The following is a 22,782-nucleotide window of genomic DNA, read 5'->3' on the forward strand; positions in this document are numbered from 1 at the left end:
GTTATCCAATCCGTAAATTATCTTCAGTCCCTTGATAGCAGAGCCAGCCCGCAATTGGGAAAATAAGTTGGTCATGGCGCCGGATCGCAGCCGACTCGCTCCGCCTTGCGGGCGACTACCGCATCGTATCCGGCCTGCAAAGTCGCGCGGACGGTGGGTCCAGATGGGGCGGGAGACGCACCCAGATGCTCGTGGCGCAACTCGTTCATGAACTTATCCCACATCGGCGGGCCGCCTTTTTCCAGAAGCTCGGCACGGATAGAGAGCTCTTCGCTGACCGGCAGCCAGACGCGGCCCCAGGCGCCGAGATGCGCCAGGATCGGCACCAGCGTAATCGCCATTTCGGTCAGGCTGTAGATCGCCTTTTGCTTGTGGGAGGGATCGTCCGCCTTGGTCAGCATGCCGAGCTCCATCAGCCGCTTCAGCCGGTCGGCGAGGATGTTGGAGGCGATGCCCTCCATCGAGCCGTTGAGCAGTTCGCGAAAGTGGCGTCTGCCGCCGAAGATGATGTCGCGAAGGATGATCAGGCTCCACCGGTCACCGAACACTTCGAGCGACAGGTTGATGGGGCATCCGGACCGACGATCGATGTTCATGCGAATCTCCAAAAACCGGTTGCACTATCGTATCGGTTTTAATATCGTGCAACTGATTGCAACTTGCAATCGGATTTGCAGCCCAAGGAGGAAAGTCATGAGAAACGCCGAACACCCCGAAATCGTATCCCAGACGTTCGGCGATCCGGCCCATCCGGCGGTGTTGTTGATCATGGGCGCGATGGCTTCCATGCTTTGGTGGCCCGAAGCGTTTTGCCGGAAGCTGGCCGGCGAGGGTCGCTTCGTGATCCGCTATGACAATCGCGATACCGGCCGTTCGACCAAATACGCGCCGGGCGAGCCGCCTTATACATTCGACGACATGGCGGACGATGCCGTCCGCGTCCTTGACGACCAGGGAATCCGAAAGGCGCACGTGGTCGGCATGTCGATGGGCGGTATGATCGCGCAGCTCGTTGCGTTGAAATACCCGCCGCGTGTCAATTCGCTGACGGTGATCAGCAGCTCGCCCCTGGGCATCGATACGTCGCATTTGCCCGGAACCACCGAGGCCTATAGGAAACATTCGGCCGAAGGCGCCAAGGTCGACTGGTCTGACCGTGGCCAAGCGGTCGATTTCATGGTCAAAAACGCGCGTGCGCTCGCCGGCACCGCGCATCCGTTCGATGAGGCGCGGACGAGAGCGTTCGTGGAACAGGACTACGACCGGTCCGGCGGCTTTCTCAGCGCGACCAATCACTTCATGCTCAAGGGCGGCGAAGATCGGAGCGGCGAGGACTGGACGGGGCGGCTGCACGAGATGAAGATTCCGCTCCTCGTTATCCACGGCACCGACGATCCGATCTTTCCAGCCGAGCATGGCGCCGCTCTTGCCGACGCGGTCGCCGGTGCAAGACTGGTCCGGATCGAGGGCGGCGGCCACGAGCTGCATCCCGACGATTGGGCCGCGATCATCGATGCGATCGTCGCCCACAGCCGGGCCACGTAGCAGCGGGCCGAACCTTGACACCGGATGCCCGCGAGACGAAGCACCAAAGATAGGAGCAAAAATGTCCCTGACGATGCATCTTCATCCGCTGGCCTCCTTCTGCTGGAAACCGCTGATCGCGCTCTATGAGAACGGCACGCCATTCACATCGGTCGTCGTCGATCTCGGCAACGAACAGTCGCGCGCGGCGTTCCTGAAATTGTGGCCGGCCGGCAAGATGCCGGTGCTGCGCGATGAGGCGCTGGACCGGACCGTGCCGGAATCGACGATCGTCATCGAATATCTCAACGCGTATTATCCCGGACCGGTCGAGCTGATCCCCGGCGATCTCGATCTCGCCCGTCAGACCCGGCTTGCCGACCGCTTCTATGACTTCTACGTCTAGGAACCGATGCAGAAGATCGTTGGCGACCGGCTGCGGCCGGAGGGCAAGACCGATCCGTTCGGCGTCGAGCAGGCCCGCGCCCAGCTGCGCAGCTCCTACGCCATCATTGAACAGGACATGCAGTCGAGGACATGGGCGGTGGGTGCGAGCTTCACCATGGCCGACTGCGCTGCCGCCCCCGCGCTGTTCTACGCCAACAAGGTCGAGCCGTTCGGAGACGAATATCCTGCGGTCAGGCGCTATCACGACCGGTTGCTGCAACGCCCCTCGGTTGCCCGTGTGATCGAGGAAGCGCAGCCGTATTTCAAGCTCTTCCCCTACAACAATGGCTAGAGTGGTTCATCGTTTCACGGAAACGCCGAACCGCTCTATCTCTTTGTTTTTGCGCAATTCCGTACGGAAAACCGTTTCACACTTTTCCTGGAATTGCTCTAGGCCCGATGCTGCATAGTTGCTCGACGCGCTGACGATGCCCCTCAGCTTCCGGGTGAACCGAGCTGCTCCGCATCCCAGAACTGGTCAAGCCAGATGTTGAGCTTCAGGAAGCCGGCATTGCTGACCGTATAGACGCGCCTGGTGCCTTCCGGCTTGGCGTTGACCAACCCCGCATCAAGCAGCACCTTCAGGTGCTGCGAAACGGCCGGGCGGGACACCGGCAAGCCGGATGCCAATTCGTTGACGGTCTTCGGTCCGCGCCGGAGCTCTTCCAAGAGATGGCGCCGGTTGGGATCGGCAATCGCCATGAAGGCGTCGGAAAGCATCATGCCTTATTTGTGGGGCAAAGCGCCTCGAATCTCAACTGTCGGCTTCAGCTTTTCTGCGCGGGTCGAGCCGCAACGCTTCCGGCGTCACCGAGCGATCGGCGGGCTGGGTCTTGAAGGCATCGCGGCCTTCGATCGGCACCGGCGCGCGACGGCTGATGCGCAGCAGCGTATAGCCAGCCAGGCTGAGATGCGCGAGCGCAGTGGCCAGGAACAGCCCCTCAGGGCGCATCCAGCCCATCAGGCCGGCGGCCACCAGCGGACCGATCATCGTGCCGAAGCCATAAAGCAGCAGCAGGCCGCCCGACACTTTGACGAAGTCCTCCGATCGCGCATGGTCATTGGCATGCGCCACCGCGATCGAATAGAGCGTGTAGGCGAAGGCGCCGTAGGCGGCGGTGCAGACGATGACGAAGACGCCGGAGCGCGGTTCGAACAGGAAGATGGCGATGGCAAACAGCGCAGCACCGAAGGCCGCGCCCGCCAGCACGAAACGACGGTCCGTCGTGTCGGAGAGCCGCCCGGCCGGAAGCTGCATGGCGGCACCGGCGATGACCACGAGGCTCATCATCAGCGCGATCTCGGCTGTCGAGATGCCGATGCGCGCTCCATAGACGGCACCAAGTGTACCCCAGGCGCCGTTGGCGATGCCGATCAGCACGCAAGCGATCGCCGACACCGGCGAATTGACGTAGAGCCCCTTGACGTCAAGCGACACGTCCTGCAGCGGCTTGGGGTGAGACGCCGTCGAGACCGCCGTCGGGATCAGCGACAGGCAGAACAGAATGCCGGTGATCATGAACAGCGACGCCGATCTCACATCGCCGCCGGCAACGATCATCTGACCGCCCATGATCGAGGCATAGGTGACCATCATGTAGAGGCCGAAAACGGTGCCGCGGTTTTCGTTGGTGGCCTTCTCGTTGAGCCAGCTTTCGATAACCATGAAGGCGCCGGCCATGGTGAAGCCGGTGAAGGCGCGCAGCAGGATCCAGGTATATTCGTCGATGATCAGGCCGGTGAGCAGTGCGACGATCGCTCCCGATGCGGCAAAGGCGCCGAAAGCCCTGACATGACCGGCGCGGCGCACGATGCGTGGCGCAAAGAAGCAGCCGGTGACGAAGCCGCCGGCCCAAGCCGTGCCCATCAGGCCGAGCGATGCCGTCGAGAAGCCCTCCACCTGGCCGCGCAGCGGCAACAGCAGACCGTGCAGTCCGGATGCCGCCAACAGGAACGCGGTGCCGCGCAGCAGCGAGAGGATCGGTCTGTAGCTTGCGAACATTTTTCAATCCGGCTGGGGTTTAGGGCACAAGTCTGGAGACAGCGGCATTCGGGCTTTTCGGCGGCGTGCCCGAGCTTTTGGAATTGCCCGCAGTAACTACCCGCGGCGAAACAGCGCCTCTGCCGCCGACTTGGTCGAGCCCTTGGTCTTGAGCTCGGCTTCCAGCCGGGCGATCTCGTCGCGCAGGATGCCGATCCGTTCGGACAATTCATCGACGGAAAGCAGCGACAGATCCTGCCCGATCTCGTGCGGGCGCGCTTTCTTCTTGGGTTCGTCGTCGAAGATCGCCATCGTCGCTCCTCCGTGATTGCCCATTTGCCTGATTTGCCAATGAGCATACATAGGGCAAGGGTATGGATGCAAATGGCGGGCAAGAGCTGGCACGAAAAACCGGCGGAGCACGACGGGAAAATTCATGGCGAACGCACAGAAAATTCCGGCGAAGATGATGGCGATCGCCATATCGGAACCGGGCGGGCCGCGAGTGCTGAAACCGGAAACCCGCGACGTACCGGTTCCCGGTCCCGGCGAGATCCTGATCCGGGTGCGGGCCGCCGGCGTCAACCGGCCGGATGTGCAACAGCGCAAGGGCGCCTATCCGCCACCGCCGGGAGCGTCGGATCTGCCGGGCCTGGAAGCAGCAGGCGAAGTTGCTGCCCTTGGTGACGAGATATCGCGCTGGCGCGTCGGCGACCGGGTCTGTGCGCTGACGGCGGGCGGCGGCTATGCCGAATATGTCAGAGTGCACGCCGGCAGCGTGCTGCCGCTGCCCGCCGGCTTTACCTACACCGAAGCGGCGGCGCTGCCGGAAAACTACTTCACTGTTTGGCACAATGTCTTCGAGCGCGGCGGCCTGAAGAGCGGCGAGACCCTGCTCGTGCATGGCGGCTCGTCGGGTATCGGCACCACGGCGATCCAGCTTGCTGCCGCTTTCGGCGCCTATGTCGTCACCACCGCCGGCAGCAAGGAGAAATGCGACGCCTGCCTCAAGCTCGGCGCCGACCGGGCGATCAACTACCGCGAGGAAGACTTCGTGGCCGCAGTCAAGGAGGCAACCGGCGGCAAGGGTGCCAATGTCATCCTCGACATGGTCGGCGGCGACTATGTGGCGCGAAACTATGAGGCTGCAGCCATGGAAGGCCGCATCGTCCAGATCGCGACGCAGGGCGGGGCGGTGGCGAGCGCCGATTTCTTCAAGATCATGGCCAAGCGGCTCGTGCACACAGGATCGCTGCTCAGGCCACGCACCGTGGAGTTCAAGGCGGCAGTTGCGGCTGCGCTGGAGGCGCAGGTTTGGCCGCTGCTCGGCACACGCAAGGTTGCGCCGGTGATGGATACGATCTTCCCGCTCAAGGAAGCGTGGCGGGCGCATGAGCGGATGGAGGAGGGTGAGCACATCGGCAAGATTGTGCTCGATGTCGCCTGACGGCCCGCAAACAGGCTGAACGAAAGTTTAACGGTGCAATGCAACAAACGCATTGCGGCCATGCAAAAGCGTCTGTTCAATTTTTCATCGCCGATGCCTATTTACGCGGCATCAAAACGATGGAGGACTATCATGAACCCGATCCGCGCTTTCCGTAACTGGCGCATGTACAACGAAACCGTGCGCGAACTGAACCGGCTGAATGCTCGTCAGCTCAACGACCTCGGCATCAACCGCGGCGACATCGAGAGAATCGCCCGCAAAGGGCTTTGATCTCGAGCACGATCCCGCCCGAAGACCGGGCGCTGCTTTTCGGCAACGCCGAGCCGCGGTTCGGGATCAAGCTTTAGAAGCCAGAGCCGCAGCAGACGGATTTCCGTCGCCGGTTCCGAGCCCGCCCGACCTTGGTCTGGCGGGCTTTGTCTTTTTGAAGCTTTTCGACTGCATGGCGTCATCTGCCGACCCTTCGCGGTCTGCTGGTCGCGCTGCCGTGCCGTCCTTGACGCGCGCCTGCCAAAAACATTGCGAAACGGCGAGCGAGCGGTTATATAGACCGCGATTTTCCCATTTTGGTGGCTCTAAACCACCGCCCGCGCGGGAACGCGGGCGAACGAGAAGGATTTTTGTAATGGCCAATACGCTGCTGATGCCAAAGGCGACCGCCGTCTGGCTGGTTGACAACACAGCGCTTTCCTTCGAGCAGATCGCGCAGTTCTGCGGACTGCATCCGCTTGAGGTCAAGGCGATCGCCGACGGCGAGTCGGCGCAAGGCATCAAGGGCATGGACCCGATCATGACCGGCCAGCTCACTCGCGACGAGATCGCGCGCGCCGAGAAGGACCCGAACCACCGGCTGAAGCTCTCCGATCCCAAGGTGCGGGTGCCGGAATCCAAACGCAAGGGTCCGCGCTACACGCCGCTGTCGAAGCGCCAGGACCGGCCCAACGCCATCCTCTGGCTGGTGCGCAACCATCCCGAGCTCAAGGATGCGCAGATTGCCCGCCTTGTCGGCACAACGAAGTCGACGATCGACCAGATCCGCGACAGAAAGCACTGGAACTCCGCCAATCTCCAGCCGATGGATCCGGTGACGCTCGGCCTGACGTCGCAGATCGACCTCGATATGGAAATCAACCGCGCCTCGCGCGGCCGCGAGCAGGCGCAGCCGGTCGGCGATACGCTGCTGCCGGCCGCCTTGACCGAACGGCTGGTGCCGGCGCCCGAAAAGCCGAAGGACGAGGACCGCGAACTTGACGCCAACGCCGTCTTCGCCAAGCTTTCGGCGCTGAAGTCGAAGGACAAGGACGCCGACGAAGAGGAATAGGTCTGGCATCCAAAACAAAAAGCCCGCTTTCAAGCGGGCTTTTTTGTGATCTTCCGTGTCAGCTTCGCGCCGCCCGGTCCGGCGCCATGCCGTAATCCTCGCTGCGCTCCACCGCGCGATAGAAATCGGCGAGCTGCTTGCCGCGCTCCGGCTTGAAGGTGCGGCCGGCGATGACCACCGAGGCGATGCGGTCGATGCGGAAGGCGCGGAAATCGCCGCGCATCTCACACCAGGCGACCAAGGTCCACACCTTGCCCCAGAACCACAGGCCGAGCGGGCGGATGTCGCGCGCGGTGCTGCGGCCGGCCTCATCCGAATAGTCGATGGTCAGCACCTGACGTTTCTCGATGGACCGCTCGATCAGGTCGATGGCTTCGCGGGCGGCATCGCTTACCACCCACATCGGCGTGTGGATCTCGGTACGGGCGATGCGGTCCTTTTCGGCGTCGGGCAACACGGCGCCTATCTTGACCAGCGCCTCGTCGGCGGCTCGCGCCATGGCCGCGCCACCAAAGGCGCGCACCATGCGGGCGCCGGCGACCAGCGCGACGATCTCGTCACGCGTGAACATCAGCGGCGGAAGGTCGAAACCCTCCCTCATCATGTAGCCGACACCGGCCTCGCCGTCGATCGGCACGCCGGTCGACTGCAGGTCTGCGATGTCGCGATAGATCGTCCGCTCGGAAACCTCGAGCCACGTGCCCAGCTTCTGGGCGGTGACCAGACGACCACCACGCAGATGCTGCACGATCTGGAAGAGCCTGTCGGCGCGGCGCATCGTATGGTCCCTCGGCGTCTATCGTTCCAGCCCTTCGCGCTTGCGCTGCGCGGCGACGAAGGCCGCGCCGAAGGACAGTTTCCTCGTTGTCGGCGTGCTTGCGTCGACCACCCGCCAGAACGGCGCAACGTCGCCCAGTGCCATACCACGCTCAAGATCCTCGTTGGCGGCCTCGGCGACGGTGCGCAGATGATAGCCGATGGTGACCGGACATGTCATCTCGGCACCGTGCTCGATGGCGAGAGCGGTGCGCAAAGCGCGGATATTCATGTCCATGCCTTCGGGGATGGAGCGGATGAATGCATGGACCTGGCGAGCTGTAGGAACCAGCATCGGCTGGCCTTCGACGACGTCGCCGATGGTGCGTGGCGACGGTCTTATGCCGTTGATGCCACGCGTGTTCAGCCTGTCGTTCCAGCTTTTCATCGATCGTCCTCTCGGCCATCCGGCTCCGGCGGCCATCGCACTATGGCACGAGCCTCCTGACACCATACTGTCAGGAGGCTTCAGCATGCCCATCTCAGCTCGTCGCCAGGTCGCATCCAAACGCCACGCAGAAAGCTTGCCTCAATTGCCGCCATTGCGGCGGTCGCCATACATGTCCGGCCAACCAATATCCTTGCGGATGTCCGCCGGCAGGGTGTTCATGAACCGCTGGGTGCGGATTTCATTGCGCATCGTCCGGATCTTGCCGACATAGTGCTGCACGCTACGCAGAATGGTAATACCGTTCATCGCTGGTCTCCTCTCTTTCGATGCAGGCACTATCGCACACCCCTGCTGACAGCAGTCTGTCAGGAGGGTGCGGCTCTCATGACCGGCGTTCCGATTTATCCATCGAAGTGACAAGGCAGTGCTGAAAAGAGGCTTGCCGCAGTGGAAGCCGGCGATCCCGGAGCCGCTTTGACAGCCAGCCGCGATGCTGATCAAAGGCTGCATGTCGAAACTTCTCGCGCTCGTCATCATCCTCATGATGGTCATCCAGCTCATCAAGCCGCTCGGCTGGCCCGGGCTGAAGCGGCGCAGCGATTTCTGGAAGCTGGCGCTTCTGGCGATGGCGGCGATTTCGATTACGGCGGTGCTCGGGCACTGGACGTAATGCATGTCGCGCAAAAGTGTGCAGCGGTTTTGCGACAACGACATGCATAAAAACAAGAACCTGAAGCGCGTCGGATGAGGCCAATCGAACGCGACGCGCTTTAGTGCCGGCGGCCCGCTACGCGACGCCCGGTTCGTTGGCGAGCACCAGGCTGACCAGATGTTCCGCCCAGGCTCGGTAGCCGGCTTCCGAAGCGTGAAATCCATCCGATGCGAAGCCGGCATCGGCATCCGTGATCGGCAGCCGGGGCGCCGGTATGGCGCCGCGTTCGAGGCAAAGGCGCTCGCCCATCCGGTTCATTTCGACGGCGCGGATTTCGAGGATCTTGCCGAGCAGCGGCGGCATTGCCGGAGCCCGGGTGAACTCCAGCACCGGCGACCACACGACGCGCGCTTCCGGCCATTTGGCGCGCAGCGCGTAGAGCAGGCCGCCAAACTCGCGCTTGAAGCGCGGTACCGAATGAAAATTCTTGGTGTCGTTGGTACCGATGGCCAGCACGATATGCGTCCACGGATCGGCCGATAGATTGGGCAGCACATGATCGCGGATCTGGCCAGAGGTTGCCGAGTTGAAGCCGGCCGCCCGCCAGCGCACGGTGCGGCCGGTGCGTTGCGCAATCAGAACTGCCAGTTGCGCGGCCAATCCGTTTTCGGAATTGCCGATCCCTACCGAGGCGGCGGAGGAATCGCCAAGCACCAGAACCGAGATTGCTGGCGCCAGGCCAGATATCTCGTGCATGACCGGACCTTGTGCCGGCAGCATGCGGGCGGTGCGGCGACGCACGCCAAGTCCTTGCCAGACATAGACCGGAAAGGCGAGCCAGGTGAGAAGGGTCGGAAAGCGCCGCATGGCAAGTCCCTTTTAGGGCATAGCGAACAGCACTTAGCGCATGTCGGGCCGAAGGCGAAAGACCTTGGGTGACCGCCCGTCGTCAATGGCAGCAGCTGTCCTGCATCTCGGGCGTATCCGCATATTCGTCGTGCAGCCGCACCCAGTCCACCAGGCTATGGTGGGGACCGGTTTCGTTGCGACCCTTCGGCGTCAGGTCGAGATAGTGATATGTGCCGATCAGCGGATCGCCGCCTCTGGAGCGCGAGATAAAAGTCAGGAAGATGTCGCCTTTCTCGTCGCGATAGAACACGCTGGTGCCGGGAAGATCCTTCGATTGCCGCGCACGCCGCTCGAAATTGTAGGTCGTGTCGCCGGCCGCGATCTGCTTGTCGGTGAATGACACCTGCATGTCGAAGTTGAAGTCCGAAGCGTACGACGACACCCAGTCGAATTTCCAGCCCATGCGCTGCTTGTAGGGCAGAAGCTCGGCCAGCGGCGCCCGCGCAACCACCACGAGCGAGACGTCGTGGTGCCTGAGATGCTGGTTGGCACCGTCAATGTGGTCGGCAAGAAACGAGCAGCCCTCGCAACGATAGTCGGCACCGGGGCCGAACATGAAATGGTAGACGATCAGCTGGCTGTTGCCGCCAAACAGGTCGGGCAGTTTCTTTGGCCCTTGCTCGGTCTCGAAGACGTAGTCCTTGCGGATCTTCAGCCACGGCAGTTCGCGGCGTTCGGCGGCGACACGATCGCGAAAGCGCGTCAATTCCTTTTCGCGCGCCAGATGCGCCTTGTGCGCCTGAAACCACTCTTCCTGCGATACGGTCTTGTTGTTTGGCATAGGTCTGCTCCTCTTTTCACGGAGGACGATCGGCAGCGAGGAATGCCGACACCGAGCTGCATTTTTAGTTGCAGGAAATTGCAGACCTTGCTGCTTTCAAACAAACCCGGGCAAAGGCCCGGGTCGGAGGGAACGCAACCTGAATTCCGTCAGGCGGCTTGCTCAAGCGTCGGCTGCCATTGTCCAAGCGCTGCCAGATGGTTCATGTGGGCGCGATGGGCGAAGGCGGCCTGGGCGGCGGCGACGTTCGCCGCCTTGCCGCCCCACGCCTTCTGCGGAGCGGCCTGCAAGGCGCGGCCGTAGGAAAAGGTCAGCTTCCACGGATGCGGGCCAATGGCATTGATGGCGTTGAGGTTGGAGGTCGCCTCCTCGTCAGATTGTCCGCCCGAAAGGAAGGCGATGCCTCCGATCGCGGCCGGCACCGTCTCGCGGAACAGTTTTATGGTCTTTTCGGCGACTTCCTCGGGGCTGCTGACCTTGCCCGACTTCTTGCCGGCGAGGACCATGTTCGGTTTCAGGATGGTGCCTTCGAGGACGACGCGCGCCGCATAGAGTTCCGTGTAAAGCTTTGTCAGCGTCGCCTTGCTGATCTCGTAGCAGGTGTCGATGTCGTGGGCGCCGTCCATCAGCACTTCCGGCTCGACGATCGGCACGATGCCGGCCTCCTGGCAAAGCGCTGCATAGCGGGCGAGCGCATGGGCGTTCGAGCCGATCGAGGTGGCGGAGGGCACGCCCTTGGCAACATCGATGTCGATCACCGCGCGCCATTTGGCGAAGCGGGCGCCGAGCTTGTAGTATTCGGCAAGGCGTTCGCGCAAGCCGTCGAGGCCCTCGGTGACGGTGTCGCCGGGGAAGCCGGCCAGCGGCTTGGCGCCGGCGTCGACCTTGATACCGGGGATGGCGCCTGATGCCTTGATGATGTCGACCAGCGGCGTGCCGTCGGCGGCCTTCTGATGGATGGTCTCGTCATAGAGGATGACGCCGGAAATGTATTTGGTCATCGCATCGCTGGCGCGGAACATCATCTCGCGATAGTCGCGGCGGCTGTCGGCGGTCGATTCGACGCCGATGACGTCGAAGCGCTTCTTGATGGTGCCGGAGCTTTCGTCGGCGGCCAGCAGGCCCTTGCCATCGGCCACCATCGCGGCGGCAATGTCCTCGAGACGTTCGCTCATTTTTGCTTCTCCTGAAAGAATTGATCCGCGCCCAGCAGACCACCAGAGCAACGCAGGTTCAAGTCGAACCATTTTGTCAAACAAGCGCGAATCGATTGAAAGTCGCGGGCGCACTCCTTCACGCTGCTCTTGCGGCCGCGCTCAGCGCTTCAAGACGTCGACGCCGGGCAACGGCTTGCCTTCCATCCATTCGAGGAAAGCGCCGCCGGCCGTCGAGACATAGGTGAAATCGTCGGCGACGCCGGCATGGTTGAGTGCCGCTACCGTGTCGCCGCCGCCGGCGACGGAAACCAGTTTGCCGGCCTTGGTGCGCGCCCCAGCGTGCCGGGCCGTCGCCACCGTCGCATGGTCGAACGGCTCGATCTCGAAGGCGCCGAGCGGTCCGTTCCAGACCAGCGTCGCGGCACGGTCGATCCATTCGGCAATGGTTTTCTCGGTCTTTGCGCCGACATCAAGGATCATGCCGTCGGCCGGCACGTCCGCTATGGCGACGGTCTCGCTGGCGGCGCCCGCCTTGAATTCCCTGGCGACGACGCCGTCGACCGGCAGGATGATGGCGCAGCCGGCCTCGGCCGCCTCGATCATGATCTGCTTGGCGGTGGTCGCGAGATCACGCTCGCACAAGGATTTCCCGACGTCGGTGCCGCGCGCCGCTAGAAACGTATTGGCCATGCCGCCGCCGATGACCAGCGCGTCGACCTTCTTCACCAGGTTCATCAACAGGTCGATCTTGGTCGAGACCTTGGCGCCGCCGACGATGGCGACAACCGGGCGGACGGGATTGCCAAGCCCCTTTTCCAGCGCATCGAGCTCGGCCTCCATGGTGCGGCCGGCGAAGGCCGGCAGCACATGCGCCAGCCCTTCTGTCGACGAATGGGCACGGTGCGCAGCAGAGAAGGCGTCGTTGACGAAGATATCGCCGTTAGCGGCGAGCTTTTCGGTGAAGGCCGGGTCGTTCTTCTCCTCGCCCTTGTGGAAGCGGGTGTTCTCGAGCAGCAGCACGTCGCCGCTGTCCATGGCGGCGACGGCATTTGCCGCCTTGTCACCGATGCAGTCGGAGGCAAAGCCAACCGGACGGCCGAGCACGTCCGCCGTCGCCTTGGCGATCGGTTCGAGTGAGAATTCCGGCGCCGGTCCATCCTTGGGCCGGCCGAAATGGGCAAGCAGGATGACCTTGGCTCCCTTGCCGGAGAGCTCGGCAATAGTCGGCGCAATGCGCTCGATGCGGGTGGCGTCGGTGACCTTGCCCTCGGTGACGGGAACGTTGAGGTCGACACGCACCAGCACACGCTTGCCGCTGATATCGCCGATGTCGTCCAGTGTCTTGAAGCCGGCCATGCTGATCCCTTTCGCGAAAAATCGCGGGGACCTTACCCCGCATCGACAACGATGCAAGACCTGCCTGACGGTTCACCGAAAATATGATTCACGTATCGAGGACGAAGTGCCCACGGGGAACAAGATGGCAGCGATGGCGCGAAACGCACCGACATATGGCTTACCGATTGCGCACCACGATGCATGCGCCGCCCACGCTGTGCAGTTTCTGGCAAATATCGTCGGCCTTGGCTTTGGTGTCGGCGCCGATCCGCACCGCATAGATGCCGCGCCTGCCGATCGGTGTGCGCACCCGGCTGACCACCGGATCGCGACCGCTGAGCAAGGCTGGAAACCGGCGCTTCACGTTGCTCCACTGATTGAGCGCCGCGGCGCGGCGGAAATTGCCGGCCACCTGCACGCCCCACGGCTTGATGTTGATCGACGACATCGGCACGGTTCTGGACATGATCACCGGCAGCTCACGGCAAGCAGCAGCGAAACTCGCCTTCTTGTCGAGCGGCCGGATGACGCCGGCGTAGGCGGTATTGGTGAAGTTGTCGGCCGGCTCGCCCATGACGTCCAGAACGTAGCTTTCGGTCTCCATCGGCAAGAAGCCGCCGGAATTCAGCCAGCGCGACACCCGGGTCTCGCCGGCGTTGTAGGCGGCTGCGGCGAGGCCCAGATTGCCGAAGCCGGTCTTCAGTTCGGCGAGATATTTTGCCGAGGCCGGGATCGCTTGCTCGATATCGAACGAATTGGTGAGGCCGCGTATCCTGGCGGTGCCCGGCATGAACTGGGCAATGCCTTCGGCGCCGACCGGGCTGACCGCATTGGGATCGAAACGGCTTTCCTTCCAGATCAGCCGGGCAAAGAAATCCCTGGGCAGCCCGTTCCGGTCGGCATGGGCCTCGATCAGGTTGCAAACCTGGTCGATCAGCTTCTTTTTGGCGGGCCGTGGTGGATCGGCCTGAACGGCTGTCGCCCAGATCAGCCCGCAAATGAGAACCAGCGCCGCGCCGAGCAAACGCCGCATTCAACTACTCCGCCGCGGCTTTGTCGTGCTGCCCGAACCGCCGTTCGATATAGTCGGCGACCATTTTCTCGAAATCCGCGGCAATCGATGAGCCGCGCAGCGTCGCCGCCTTCTTGCCGTCGACGAATACCGGGGCGGTCGGCATCTCGCCGGTGCCGGGCAGCGAAATGCCGATATCGGCATGTTTGGATTCGCCCGGACCGTTGACGATGCAACCCATCACCGCGACCTTGAGGTTCTCGACGCCGGGATATTGTTCGCGCCACACCGGCATGTTCTTGCGCAGGTCGGCCTGGATGTTCTGGGCAAGCTCCTGGAACACGGTCGAGGTCGTGCGGCCGCAGCCCGGGCAGGCGGCGACGATCGGCACGAACTGCCGGAAGCCCATGGTCTGCAACAGCTCCTGCGACACCTGCACCTCGCGCGTGCGGTCGCCGTTCGGCTCCGGCGTCAGCGAGATGCGGATTGTGTCGCCGATGCCTTGCTGGAGCAGGATGCCCATGGCCGCAGACGAGGCGACAATGCCTTTCGAGCCCATGCCCGCCTCCGTCAGGCCGAGGTGCAGCGCATGGTCGGAACGGGTGGCAAGCTCGGTGTAGACGGCGATCAGATCCTGCACGCCGCTGACCTTGGCCGACAGGATGATTTTCTCGCGGGCAAGGCCAATCTCTTCGGCCATTTCGGCCGACAGGATCGCCGATTGCACGATTGCCTCGCGCGTCACTTCCTGCGCGGTCAGCGGAAAGCCTTGGGCCTGGTTGTCATCCATCAGCCGGGTCAGCAGCTCCTGGTCGAGCGAACCCCAGTTGACGCCGATGCGCACCGGCTTGTCGTATCGGATCGCCATCTCGACGATTGCCGCGAACTGCCGGTCCTTCTTGTCCTTGAAACCGACATTGCCGGGGTTGATGCGGTACTTGGCCAAGGCCGCGGCGCAGGCCGGATGATCGGCCAGGAGCTTGTGGCCGATATAATGGAAATCGCCGACCAGCGGCACGTTGATGCCGAGCCGCTCCAGTCGCTCGCGGATGGCCGGCACAGCGGCAGCGCTTTCGTCGCGGTCGACCGTTATGCGCACGATCTCGGAGCCGGCGCGATGCAGCGCCGCCACCTGCGCGACCGTCTGGTCGGTATCGGCCGTGTCGGTGTTGGTCATCGACTGGACGACGACTGGGGCGCCGCCGCCGACCATCACGCCGCCGACATCGACACCGACCGACCTGCGGCGCGGGAAGGGTGAGGAAAAATATCCGGTCATGCCGGCTGCCTTTAATCTTGAAGGTCCGGGCATGAGGTGGAGGAGCAAAGATGGCTTGTCAATGGCGACTGGCGCGCAGGCCCAGCAAATCGGAAACAACAAGACGGCAGCTTGCCGCAAATCCATAGGCGTTTCCGGCAGCATAGAGACATACCACCGGAAAGAAATCACGCGCCGGGCGGCGTGGCTAGTCCTGGAAGGGCGTCAGTGCGTCGTCGGTTTCGCCTTCAGTTTTTCAATCTCGTCCTTGAGCGCCAGCTTGCGCCGCTTGAGATTCACGATTTCGAGGTCGTCCACCGATGGATGGGTCATCGCATCGTCGATTTCCCGTTCGATGTCGCCGTGTTTCCGCTGCAGCTCATCAAGATGGGATGCAAGAGACATGATTGGTTCTCCCTTTCATGGTTTCCTCGGATTGCAGCCGTCATGGCACGTCCACCGCAGGCTCGCTTCTGTGACGGCATAATGACAGTGTGCCACCATCGCGCACCGATGTCGAATGCTGCGTGGTAGCATTCCACGCCAATATGAAATGTGATATGGGCTGCGCGCCGGTGCAAGAAGACCCGGTCCCGCCCAATCAGGCCCATAGTTTGGGCGCCGCAGACGTGCAGACGGTAAAAATGTCCGATCAGGAACAGGCAGATATCCGCCTCGAATATTCCCGGCTGAAGCAGGAACACGCCGATTTCGACGCCGCCATCAATGCGATGATCGCCATGAATTGCGACCCGCTGCAGATCCAGCGCATGAAGAAAAAGAAGCTCTTCCTTAAGGACAGGCTGATGGCGCTGGAAGACAAGATCATTCCAGACATTATCGCTTGAACGGACGCCGGCGCTGGCCTGCTGGAAAGGCGGCCTATGCCGCGATCGAAAGCCGCGCGGCGCGCTCGAGCAACAGCTCTATCAGGTCATCGGTCTTTTCGGTCGAGGTATCGATGGGAACCACCAGGCACATCGTCGCCTCGACCCTGCCCGGCGCTGAAAAGACCGGCGCGGCCAGGCATTTCGTGTAGGCATCGACAAGGCCGGAGGTGACGCAGTAGCCGGCCGACTTGGCGACGGCGATGTCGTCTATGAAATCATCGAGCTGCAATCTGCGCCCGTCCGGCAGCACGAGATCGTCTTCCGAGACCATATCCTCGATCGCCGCCCTGTCGAAGCCGGCGAGGAGCAGTCGCCCGGAAGCTGTCCAGGGGAGCGGTATTTGCAGACCCGTCGCCGAGCTGATCCGGAATGGCCTCGTTCCCGGGCTTGAATGGACGATGGTGTAGCGGCCGCTTTGCAGCATGCACAACTCCGAGGTCTCGCCGGTCTCGCGTGACAGATGGTCGACTTCCTGGCGCCCTCGCCTAAGCAGGTCGTTGCCCCGCACATAGTCCATTCCGTAGAGATAAAGCTTCTTTCCGAAATAGACCCGATTGCCGTCCCCGGCCATTTCCAGCAGGCCTGCGTCGACCAGCGAGCGCACCAGCGTATAGGTCGTCGACCGCGGTGCATTCACCCCTCTGGCAAGGTCGCCAATGCCGATCGCACGCTGGGTCGTGTGGAGAAACTCCAAAATCTGGAGAACCCGGTTGAGACCCTTCTCCCGAGAGCCCGAGTTCTTGTCTTCGTCCAGACCGATGTCCGGTCGAGCGGCCAAGGCATTGCCATCTTGCATTATCGATCCCTGATGTTAATCTGTCTTGTACAGAGTACAGGCGTCTCTTGTAAGGGACAATGACGTCAGTTGCAACCGATGCCTGTACTGCTGGTCCAAAGGGGAACTCAACACGAAAGGAGGTCGCCGTGAACGACATATCCAAAAGGCGTGAATTTCTGAAACTGGGAATGGCCGGGCTTGCAACGGCCGGAGTGATGAGCGCCGCTACCGCGGTCGACGTTCAGAAAGCGGCGGCCCAGGCAGCGCCGGACAGCCTGCTGCGCACCGTCCTCGAGCGCGGCAAGGTGATCGTCGGGACCGGCAGCACCAACGCGCCCTGGCATTTCGAGAACGACGCCGGCGAACTGGTAGGCATGGACATCACCATGGGTCGCATCCTCGCCAAGGGGCTTTTCGACGATCCGACCAAAGTGGAATTCGTCATGCAGGATCCGGCTCAGCGCATTCCGAACGTGACCACCAACAAGGTCGACATCACCATCCAGTTCATGACCATGACCGCCCAGCGCTCGCAGCTGATCCACTTCTCCCGACCCTACTACGTCGAAGGCATCGCCTTGCTGACCCTTCCGAACGCCGAAAACAAGACCTTCGACAAGCTGCTTGCCGGCGGTTCGGCAACGCGGATTTCCATCCTGCAAAATGTCGATGCCGAGGCTAACGTGCATATCGTCCTGCCGGAGTCGCAGGTGATGCAGATAGACACGCAGGCCAACGTGCTGCAGGCCTTGGAATCGAAGCGCGTCGACGCCGCCGCGGTCGATCTGTCAACGGTGCGCTGGCTCGCCTCGCGCAATCCGGATAAGTACTTCGATGCCGGCAAGAGCTGGTTCTCGATGCTTTATGGTGCCGCGCTGCGGCAGGGCGACCTCGACTGGCTGACCTTCGTCAACCAGACCTTCACCATCGCCATGTTCGGCCATGAAACGGCACTCTACGACGCTGCGTTCAAGGATTATTTCGGACAGGAGCCGCCGGCGCGCCATCCCGGTTTCCCGGTCATTTGATGCAAGCAGGCGGAAGGACAACGTCCTTCCGCCTTCTCTCATCACAGCCCTCCATGACGAGGACGCATGGGTTATACTCTCAACTTCAACCTTATCTGGCGGCATTTCGACAAGCTCTGGGGCGGACTGCTGCTAAGCCTCGAACTGGCCGTCATCTCGATCGCGATCGGCATCGTCATCGGGCTCGTTCTGGCGGTCTGGTACGTGTCGGCCGGACGTGCGGTGCGGACCATCATCGCGGGGTATGTCGAGTTCATCCGCAACGTGCCGCTGATCCTGCTCGTCTATCTGGTCTTCTACGGCTTGCCGACGGTGGTCGACATTGCCTACAGCGCGCAAACCTCATTCATTGCCACGCTGTCGCTCTACAGCGGCGCCTACCTGGTCGAGGTGTTTCGCTCGGGGCTCGAGGCGGTGCCGCGCGGTCAACTCGACGCCGGCAAGGCAATCGGCCTGACGCCATGGCAAAGGCTGCTCGATGTGCGCCTGCCGACGATGCTGCGCATAACCCTGCCGGCGCTTTCCAACACATTCATATCGCTCTTCAAGGATACGTCCGTGGCGTCGGTCATCTCGGTACCCGAACTCACCTATGGCGCCCAGTGGATCAACTTCAACACGTTCCGCATTGTCGAAGTCTATCTGGTGGTGACGGCAATGTACCTGTTGACCGGCTACACGCTGCTTTTCGCGCTGCGGCTCGTCGAGCGCCGGTTCAAGGCGGCGCGCTGACATGCTGAGCCAGATCATCTACGCCTTGCCGTTCCTCGCCGAAGGCTTTGCCGTAACCTTGTGGGTGTCGCTGCTGGTCGTGGTGTTATCGCTCATCGCCGGCGTGCTGATGGGCGTCGGCCTTGTCTATGGTCCTTTTCCGCTGCGCTGGGCAGTGCGCATCTTCAGCGACACCATACGCGGCATTCCGATCCTGGTGCTGATCTTCTTCGTCTATTACGGCCTGCCCGCGGTGGGGCTGCATCTGGAATCCTTTTGGGCGGCCGTGTTCGCCCTCACCCTCTTCAAGACCGCACAAGTCGTCGAGTATCTCAGGGGCGCCGTCGGCTCGATTCCCAAGGGTCAGTCCGAGGCGGCGATGGCGATCGGACTGACCTTTCGCCAGCGGCTGGTCTACGTCATTTTTCCGCAGGCGTTCAGGCGCTTCCTGCCACCCTGGATCAATGGCGTCACCGACGCGGTGAAGGGCAGCGCGCTGGTCTCGCTGCTCGGCATCACCGACCTCATGCAGGCAATCAACCAGGTCATCGGCCGCACCTATGAGGCGATGCCACTCTACATTCTCGGTGCGCTCGTCTACTTCGCCGTCAACTACGCCCTCTCCTTGGCCAGCCGGCGCCTGGAGCGGCGTTTCTCCTTCATCCGGGAATAGCACGATGTCCAACGCCTCGCACCAGAATCCGGCACTTCTCGATGTCACCGAGGTTTCCAAAGCCTTTGGATCCGTCGAGGTCCTGCGCTCCGTCAGCCTGCAAGTGACACGCGGCGAGGTCGTGACTATCATCGGCCCCTCCGGCAGCGGCAAGACCACGCTACTGCGCTGCGTCAATTTCCTGGAGAGCTACGACAGCGGCTCGATCCGTATCGACGGCAAAGAAGTCGGCTATCGCGAGACGGGAACACGCCAGCGACGCAGCGAGCGCGACCTGGCGGCGATGCGAGCCGAGACCGGAATGGTGTTCCAGAGCTTCAATCTGTTTCCGCATTTGACTGCGGCCGGCAACATCATGCTTGGCCTGCGCAAGGTGCGCGGCAAGAGCAATGCCGAGGCCCGCACCATTGCCGAGCACTGGCTCGGCCGCGTAGGCCTCGCCCACAAAGCCGACAGTCTGCCGGCCGAGCTTTCCGGCGGCCAGCAGCAGCGCGTCGGCATCGCCCGCGCCGTGGCGATGGAGCCGAAGATATTGCTTCTCGACGAGATAACCTCGGCGCTCGACCCCGAACTGGTTGGCGAGGTGCTCGAGGTCGTGCGCAGCCTCGCCGAAGACGGCATGACGATGCTGATGGTCACGCATGAAATGGCTTTTGCGCGCGACGCATCGAGCCGCATCGTTTTCATGGCGGATGGCGGCGTCAGTGCCGTCGGACCACCCGCCGAGATTCTGGCGGCGGGGTTCGACAATGAACGCCTTCGCAGTTTCCTGGCGCGGTTTCGCGCCTCGCATTTTTGACATCGGACGGCGAAAGCTGTCGCAAGGAGCTTTTATGACGCCTTACATCCGGCTCGCGGAATTGGGCCTGACACTGCCCGAGCCGCCGAAGCCCATCGCCAACTTCGTCACCTATGCCGAGAGCGGACGGCTGATCTTCCTCTCCGGCCAGGGGCCGTTGCGCGCCGATGGCGCGCTCTGCACCGGCAAGGTCGGAGAGGATGTCAGCGTTGAAGAGGCTTACGGGCATGCGCGTCTGACCGGCCTGAACCTGCTCGCCGTCATGCATGCGGCGGCCGGCGACCTCGGCCGCATCGTGCGCGTCGTCAAGCTGCTTGGCTTTGTCAATGCGACGCCGACATTCGGCGAGCACCCCAAGGTGGTGAACGGCTGTTCCGATCTTTTCGCGGCCGTCTTTGATACGCTTGGCGGACATGCCCGTTCCGCGATCGGTGTCGGCTCGCTGCCGGGCAACATCACAGTTGAAATCGAGGCGGTCGTCGAGATCGCCGCCTGAAATCTTAAACAGGATCTACAGAGATGACGACCTATGCCGCTGACCGTTCCAACACGACAATCCGCGAACGGCTTGGCCTTCGCCCAATCATCAATGTCTCCGGCACGATGACGGCACTCGGTGCTTCGATCATCGTGCCAGAAGCGATTGCCGCAATGTCGGAAATGGCCTCGCAATGGGTCGAGATGGACGATCTGCAGCGCGCCGCAAGTAGGGTGATTGCACGCCTTACCGGCGGCGAGGCCGGCTTCATCACCGCATGCTGCGCCAGCGGCATAACAATGGCGATTGCCGGCGCGATGACCGGGACCAGCCTTCTTGCGATCGAGCGGCTGCCGGACGACACCGAGGGCCTCAAATCGGAGGTCATCGTTCAGCTTGGTCACATCGTCAATTATGGCGCGCCGATCGACCAGTCGATCCGGCTTGCCGGAGCCAAGGCAGTGCCTGCCGGCACGGTCAGCGTCACCCAGGATTATCATGTTGCCGAGGCGATCCGGGACCGGACGGCGGCAGCCCTCTACGTCGTTGCGCACCACACCGTGCAATACGGCATGCTCTCGCTTGAGGAGTTCTGCGAGATTTGCCACGCCAAGGGCGTGCCGGTGATCGTCGACGCCGCCTCGGAATACGATTTGCGTGGCTTTCTGGCGCGCGGCGCCGACATTGTTGTCTACAGCGGGCACAAATTTCTCTCAGGGCCGACAAGCGGCATCGTTGCCGGCCGCAAGGATCTGGTACGGGCCGCCTATCTTCAGAACCGGGGCGTTGCGCGCGCCATGAAGGTCGGCAAGGAGAGCATTGCCGGCACTATGGCGGCCCTGGAAGCCTGGGAGCGGCGCGACCATGCCGGCATTCGCCAGCGGGAAGACGCCGCACTGCATCTGTGGCAAACCGCATTGCAGGGCCTGCCTGGCATCGAGGCACGTATCATTCCAGATCCGACCGGAAATCCTCTCGACCGCCTGCAGGTGTTTGTTGCGCCGGAAAGCCGCTTCACCGCCGCCGGCCTCGCCTCGGCGCTTGCGGCGGGTTCGCCGCCCGTGATCGTGCGCAACCACGAGGTCGAGCGCGGTCACTTCTTCCTTGATCCGTGCAATCTCCATCCCGGCGAGGCGGAGATCGTTGCCGAACGCCTGCGAGCGGTGTTGAGTGCTGCCGATCGGCCCGCGGATGCGATGAAACCCGCTCGCAAGCAGTCCGCCGGAGCACTGCGCTGGCCGGACTAGACATCGCCAGAGCGTGGTCGAGCCAGTGCCTTCCAGCGCCGGCTTCGCATCGGGCCAGTGCGCCATCACGGCAGTGTGAATGAACTTTTAGTCTTCGGGCGGAATAAACCACCCCGCCCATTGGTCTCCCAAACAGACGCCATTTCCGGCGTGCAGGAGACCGGTATGACCCACCACCACGACAATGAAGCTGACGGCATCAGCCGCCGTCATGCACTGGAATGCATGATCTGGGCCGGCACGGGAGTGCTGTGGACAATTTCGGCCGGCGTGCCGGTTTCGCTCAGCCTGCTCGGTGCGTCGCAAGCCGCCGAGGCCTTGGCCACCGGCTTCACTTTCCTCCAGATCTCCGACAGCCACATCGGCTTCGACAAGGCTGCCAACCCGCACGCCATCGACACGCTGAAGGAGGCCATCGGCAAGATCCAGGCGTTGCCGCAAAAGCCCGCCTTCATGATCCACACCGGCGACATCACCCATTTGTCGAAAGCCGCGCAGTTCGACAACGCTGCCCAGATCATCGGCGGCGCAGGCTTCGACGTGCATTATGTGCCCGGTGAGCACGACCTGATCGATGACGGCAATGGCCAGGCCTATCTCGACCGCTACGGCAAGGGCACCAAGGGCGCTGGCTGGTATTCGTTCGACCAGAACGGCGTCCATTTCATCGGCCTGGTCAACGTCGTCAACCTGAAGGCTGGCGGGCTGGGCAATCTCGGCGCCGACCAGTTGGCATGGTTGGCCGATGATCTGAAGGCGGTCACCGCCTCGACGCCAATCGTCGTCTTTGCCCACATCCCGCTATGGGCTGTTTATCCCGAATGGGGCTGGGGCACCGACGACGCGGCGCAGGCCTTGGCCCTGCTCAAGCGCTTCGGCTCTGTCACCGTACTCAACGGCCATATCCACCAGATCATGCAGAAGGTCGAAGGCAACGTTACCTTTCATACCGCGCGCTCGACCGCTTTCCCGCAACCGGCGCCGGGCACCGCAGCCTCACCCGGGCCGATGACGGTACCTGCCGGCCAGTTGCGCAGCCTGCTCGGCACAAGCAGCGTGACAGTCAAGCAAGGCGGGCAGGACCTCGCCATCATCGACAGCACGCTGGCCTGAGGGGAAATGCGATGATCCGCTTCCCATC

At 62.6% G+C, this 22,782-nt stretch carries 28 protein-coding genes and 1 pseudogene; 14 read left to right on the forward strand and 15 right to left on the reverse strand.

The window, feature by feature from the left end; all coding sequences use genetic code 11:
• Positions 1-71: 71 nt before the first annotated feature.
• Positions 72-596 (reverse strand): winged helix-turn-helix transcriptional regulator, encoded by a 525-nt coding sequence (locus NKI70_RS04600; protein ID WP_352451127.1) that lies wholly within the window; start codon positions 594-596, stop codon positions 72-74.
• A gap of 97 nt (positions 597-693) precedes the next feature.
• On the opposite strand from NKI70_RS04600, the gene NKI70_RS04605 reads away from it, so the two are divergent.
• Positions 694-1,545, forward strand: coding sequence for an alpha/beta fold hydrolase (locus tag NKI70_RS04605; protein WP_352724338.1), 852 nt, complete (start codon positions 694-696; stop codon positions 1,543-1,545).
• Between the two features lie 61 nt (positions 1,546-1,606).
• A pseudogene (locus NKI70_RS04610) lies at positions 1,607-2,263 on the forward strand (glutathione S-transferase family protein).
• 143 nt (positions 2,264-2,406) lie between these two features.
• Here NKI70_RS04610 and NKI70_RS04615 read toward each other — a convergent pair.
• The 3 genes from NKI70_RS04615 to NKI70_RS04625 all read right to left on the reverse strand — a co-directional run bounded on the left by NKI70_RS04615 (position 2,407) and on the right by NKI70_RS04625 (position 4,264).
• Entirely contained in the window at positions 2,407-2,694 is a 288-nt protein-coding gene (locus NKI70_RS04615; RefSeq protein ID WP_023678497.1) for an ArsR/SmtB family transcription factor, read from the reverse strand.
• 31 nt (positions 2,695-2,725) lie between these two features.
• On the reverse strand, positions 2,726-3,973 hold the full coding sequence (locus tag NKI70_RS04620) for an MFS transporter (protein ID WP_023678496.1): 1,248 nt from the start codon (positions 3,971-3,973) through the stop codon (positions 2,726-2,728).
• 96 nt (positions 3,974-4,069) lie between these two features.
• Complete coding sequence (locus NKI70_RS04625) at positions 4,070-4,264, reverse strand: DUF1192 domain-containing protein (protein ID WP_023678495.1); 195 nt, start codon at positions 4,262-4,264, stop codon at positions 4,070-4,072.
• 124 nt (positions 4,265-4,388) lie between these two features.
• On the opposite strand from NKI70_RS04625, the gene NKI70_RS04630 reads away from it, so the two are divergent.
• The 3 genes from NKI70_RS04630 (at position 4,389) to NKI70_RS04640 (ending at position 6,723) form a co-directional block, all read left to right on the forward strand.
• Complete coding sequence (locus NKI70_RS04630) at positions 4,389-5,399, forward strand: NAD(P)H-quinone oxidoreductase (RefSeq protein WP_352454845.1); 1,011 nt, start codon at positions 4,389-4,391, stop codon at positions 5,397-5,399.
• 132 nt (positions 5,400-5,531) lie between these two features.
• Positions 5,532-5,672 carry a DUF1127 domain-containing protein gene (locus NKI70_RS04635; protein WP_023678493.1) on the forward strand — a complete coding sequence of 47 codons (141 nt, stop codon included), beginning with the start codon at positions 5,532-5,534 and terminating at the stop codon, positions 5,670-5,672.
• Positions 5,673-6,027: 355 nt separating this feature from the next.
• A complete protein-coding gene (locus NKI70_RS04640; RefSeq protein ID WP_292655650.1) occupies positions 6,028-6,723 on the forward strand; it encodes a DUF1013 domain-containing protein in 696 nt (231 codons plus the stop codon).
• Positions 6,724-6,781: 58 nt separating this feature from the next.
• On the opposite strand, the gene NKI70_RS04645 is transcribed toward NKI70_RS04640, so the two are convergent.
• The 3 genes from NKI70_RS04645 to NKI70_RS04655 all read right to left on the reverse strand — a co-directional run bounded on the left by NKI70_RS04645 (position 6,782) and on the right by NKI70_RS04655 (position 8,236).
• A complete protein-coding gene (locus NKI70_RS04645) occupies positions 6,782-7,501 on the reverse strand; it encodes a helix-turn-helix transcriptional regulator (protein WP_023678491.1) in 720 nt (239 codons plus the stop codon).
• Positions 7,502-7,519: 18 nt separating this feature from the next.
• Positions 7,520-7,927 carry a hypothetical protein gene (locus NKI70_RS04650; protein ID WP_352571986.1) on the reverse strand — a complete coding sequence of 136 codons (408 nt, stop codon included), beginning with the start codon at positions 7,925-7,927 and terminating at the stop codon, positions 7,520-7,522.
• 141 nt (positions 7,928-8,068) lie between these two features.
• On the reverse strand, positions 8,069-8,236 hold the full coding sequence (locus tag NKI70_RS04655) for a hypothetical protein (RefSeq protein ID WP_352489312.1): 168 nt from the start codon (positions 8,234-8,236) through the stop codon (positions 8,069-8,071).
• A gap of 202 nt (positions 8,237-8,438) precedes the next feature.
• Here NKI70_RS04655 and NKI70_RS04660 point away from each other — a divergent pair, with 202 nt between their 5' ends.
• Positions 8,439-8,600: a hypothetical protein gene (locus NKI70_RS04660; RefSeq protein WP_352454847.1), complete on the forward strand. Its 162-nt coding sequence runs from the start codon at positions 8,439-8,441 to the stop codon at positions 8,598-8,600.
• Between the two features lie 117 nt (positions 8,601-8,717).
• Here NKI70_RS04660 and NKI70_RS04665 read toward each other — a convergent pair whose 3' ends face one another.
• From NKI70_RS04665 to NKI70_RS04695, 7 genes are all read right to left on the reverse strand, one after another.
• The gene (locus tag NKI70_RS04665; protein WP_023678487.1) at positions 8,718-9,449 is read right to left on the reverse strand and encodes an SGNH/GDSL hydrolase family protein; all 732 of its coding nucleotides are present in this window, start codon (positions 9,447-9,449) and stop codon (positions 8,718-8,720) included.
• Between the two features lie 82 nt (positions 9,450-9,531).
• Positions 9,532-10,272 (reverse strand): DUF899 domain-containing protein, encoded by a 741-nt coding sequence (locus tag NKI70_RS04670; RefSeq protein WP_352571987.1) that lies wholly within the window; start codon positions 10,270-10,272, stop codon positions 9,532-9,534.
• 149 nt (positions 10,273-10,421) lie between these two features.
• Positions 10,422-11,447, reverse strand: coding sequence for a class I fructose-bisphosphate aldolase (locus NKI70_RS04675; RefSeq protein WP_352571988.1), 1,026 nt, complete (start codon positions 11,445-11,447; stop codon positions 10,422-10,424).
• A gap of 141 nt (positions 11,448-11,588) precedes the next feature.
• Positions 11,589-12,785: a phosphoglycerate kinase gene (locus NKI70_RS04680; protein WP_352571989.1), complete on the reverse strand. Its 1,197-nt coding sequence runs from the start codon at positions 12,783-12,785 to the stop codon at positions 11,589-11,591.
• Between the two features lie 160 nt (positions 12,786-12,945).
• Positions 12,946-13,800: a lytic transglycosylase domain-containing protein gene (locus tag NKI70_RS04685; RefSeq protein ID WP_352571990.1), complete on the reverse strand. Its 855-nt coding sequence runs from the start codon at positions 13,798-13,800 to the stop codon at positions 12,946-12,948.
• A gap of 4 nt (positions 13,801-13,804) precedes the next feature.
• A complete protein-coding gene (ispG, locus tag NKI70_RS04690) occupies positions 13,805-15,058 on the reverse strand; it encodes a flavodoxin-dependent (E)-4-hydroxy-3-methylbut-2-enyl-diphosphate synthase (protein WP_352724339.1) in 1,254 nt (417 codons plus the stop codon).
• Positions 15,059-15,262: 204 nt separating this feature from the next.
• On the reverse strand, positions 15,263-15,442 hold the full coding sequence (locus tag NKI70_RS04695) for a YdcH family protein (protein ID WP_023678481.1): 180 nt from the start codon (positions 15,440-15,442) through the stop codon (positions 15,263-15,265).
• Between the two features lie 239 nt (positions 15,443-15,681).
• On the opposite strand from NKI70_RS04695, the gene NKI70_RS04700 reads away from it, so the two are divergent.
• On the forward strand, positions 15,682-15,885 hold the full coding sequence (locus tag NKI70_RS04700) for a YdcH family protein (RefSeq protein WP_023678480.1): 204 nt from the start codon (positions 15,682-15,684) through the stop codon (positions 15,883-15,885).
• Positions 15,886-15,919: 34 nt separating this feature from the next.
• On the opposite strand, the gene NKI70_RS04705 is transcribed toward NKI70_RS04700, so the two are convergent.
• Positions 15,920-16,723, reverse strand: coding sequence for an IclR family transcriptional regulator (locus NKI70_RS04705; RefSeq protein WP_352571992.1), 804 nt, complete (start codon positions 16,721-16,723; stop codon positions 15,920-15,922).
• A 128-nt stretch (positions 16,724-16,851) separates the two neighbouring features.
• Between NKI70_RS04705 and NKI70_RS04710 the strand changes: the two genes are divergently transcribed.
• From NKI70_RS04710 to NKI70_RS04740, 7 genes are all read left to right on the forward strand, one after another.
• On the forward strand, positions 16,852-17,733 hold the full coding sequence (locus tag NKI70_RS04710) for a transporter substrate-binding protein (protein ID WP_352454853.1): 882 nt from the start codon (positions 16,852-16,854) through the stop codon (positions 17,731-17,733).
• A 66-nt stretch (positions 17,734-17,799) separates the two neighbouring features.
• Positions 17,800-18,465: an amino acid ABC transporter permease gene (locus tag NKI70_RS04715; RefSeq protein WP_023678477.1), complete on the forward strand. Its 666-nt coding sequence runs from the start codon at positions 17,800-17,802 to the stop codon at positions 18,463-18,465.
• A 1-nt stretch (position 18,466) separates the two neighbouring features.
• The gene (locus NKI70_RS04720) at positions 18,467-19,117 is read left to right on the forward strand and encodes an amino acid ABC transporter permease (RefSeq protein WP_023678476.1); all 651 of its coding nucleotides are present in this window, start codon (positions 18,467-18,469) and stop codon (positions 19,115-19,117) included.
• A gap of 4 nt (positions 19,118-19,121) precedes the next feature.
• Positions 19,122-19,916, forward strand: a complete 795-nt coding sequence (locus NKI70_RS04725) for an amino acid ABC transporter ATP-binding protein (RefSeq protein WP_023678475.1) — start codon at positions 19,122-19,124, stop codon at positions 19,914-19,916.
• A 34-nt stretch (positions 19,917-19,950) separates the two neighbouring features.
• A complete protein-coding gene (locus NKI70_RS04730) occupies positions 19,951-20,412 on the forward strand; it encodes a RidA family protein (RefSeq protein ID WP_352574784.1) in 462 nt (153 codons plus the stop codon).
• Positions 20,413-20,435: 23 nt separating this feature from the next.
• Positions 20,436-21,641 carry an aminotransferase class V-fold PLP-dependent enzyme gene (locus NKI70_RS04735; RefSeq protein ID WP_031212142.1) on the forward strand — a complete coding sequence of 402 codons (1,206 nt, stop codon included), beginning with the start codon at positions 20,436-20,438 and terminating at the stop codon, positions 21,639-21,641.
• A gap of 165 nt (positions 21,642-21,806) precedes the next feature.
• Positions 21,807-22,754: a metallophosphoesterase family protein gene (locus tag NKI70_RS04740; protein WP_023678472.1), complete on the forward strand. Its 948-nt coding sequence runs from the start codon at positions 21,807-21,809 to the stop codon at positions 22,752-22,754.
• The last annotated feature ends 28 nt before the right edge of the window (positions 22,755-22,782 follow it).

Source organism: Mesorhizobium sp. M0500, assembly GCF_040321165.1.
GTDB lineage: Bacteria > Pseudomonadota > Alphaproteobacteria > Rhizobiales > Rhizobiaceae > Mesorhizobium.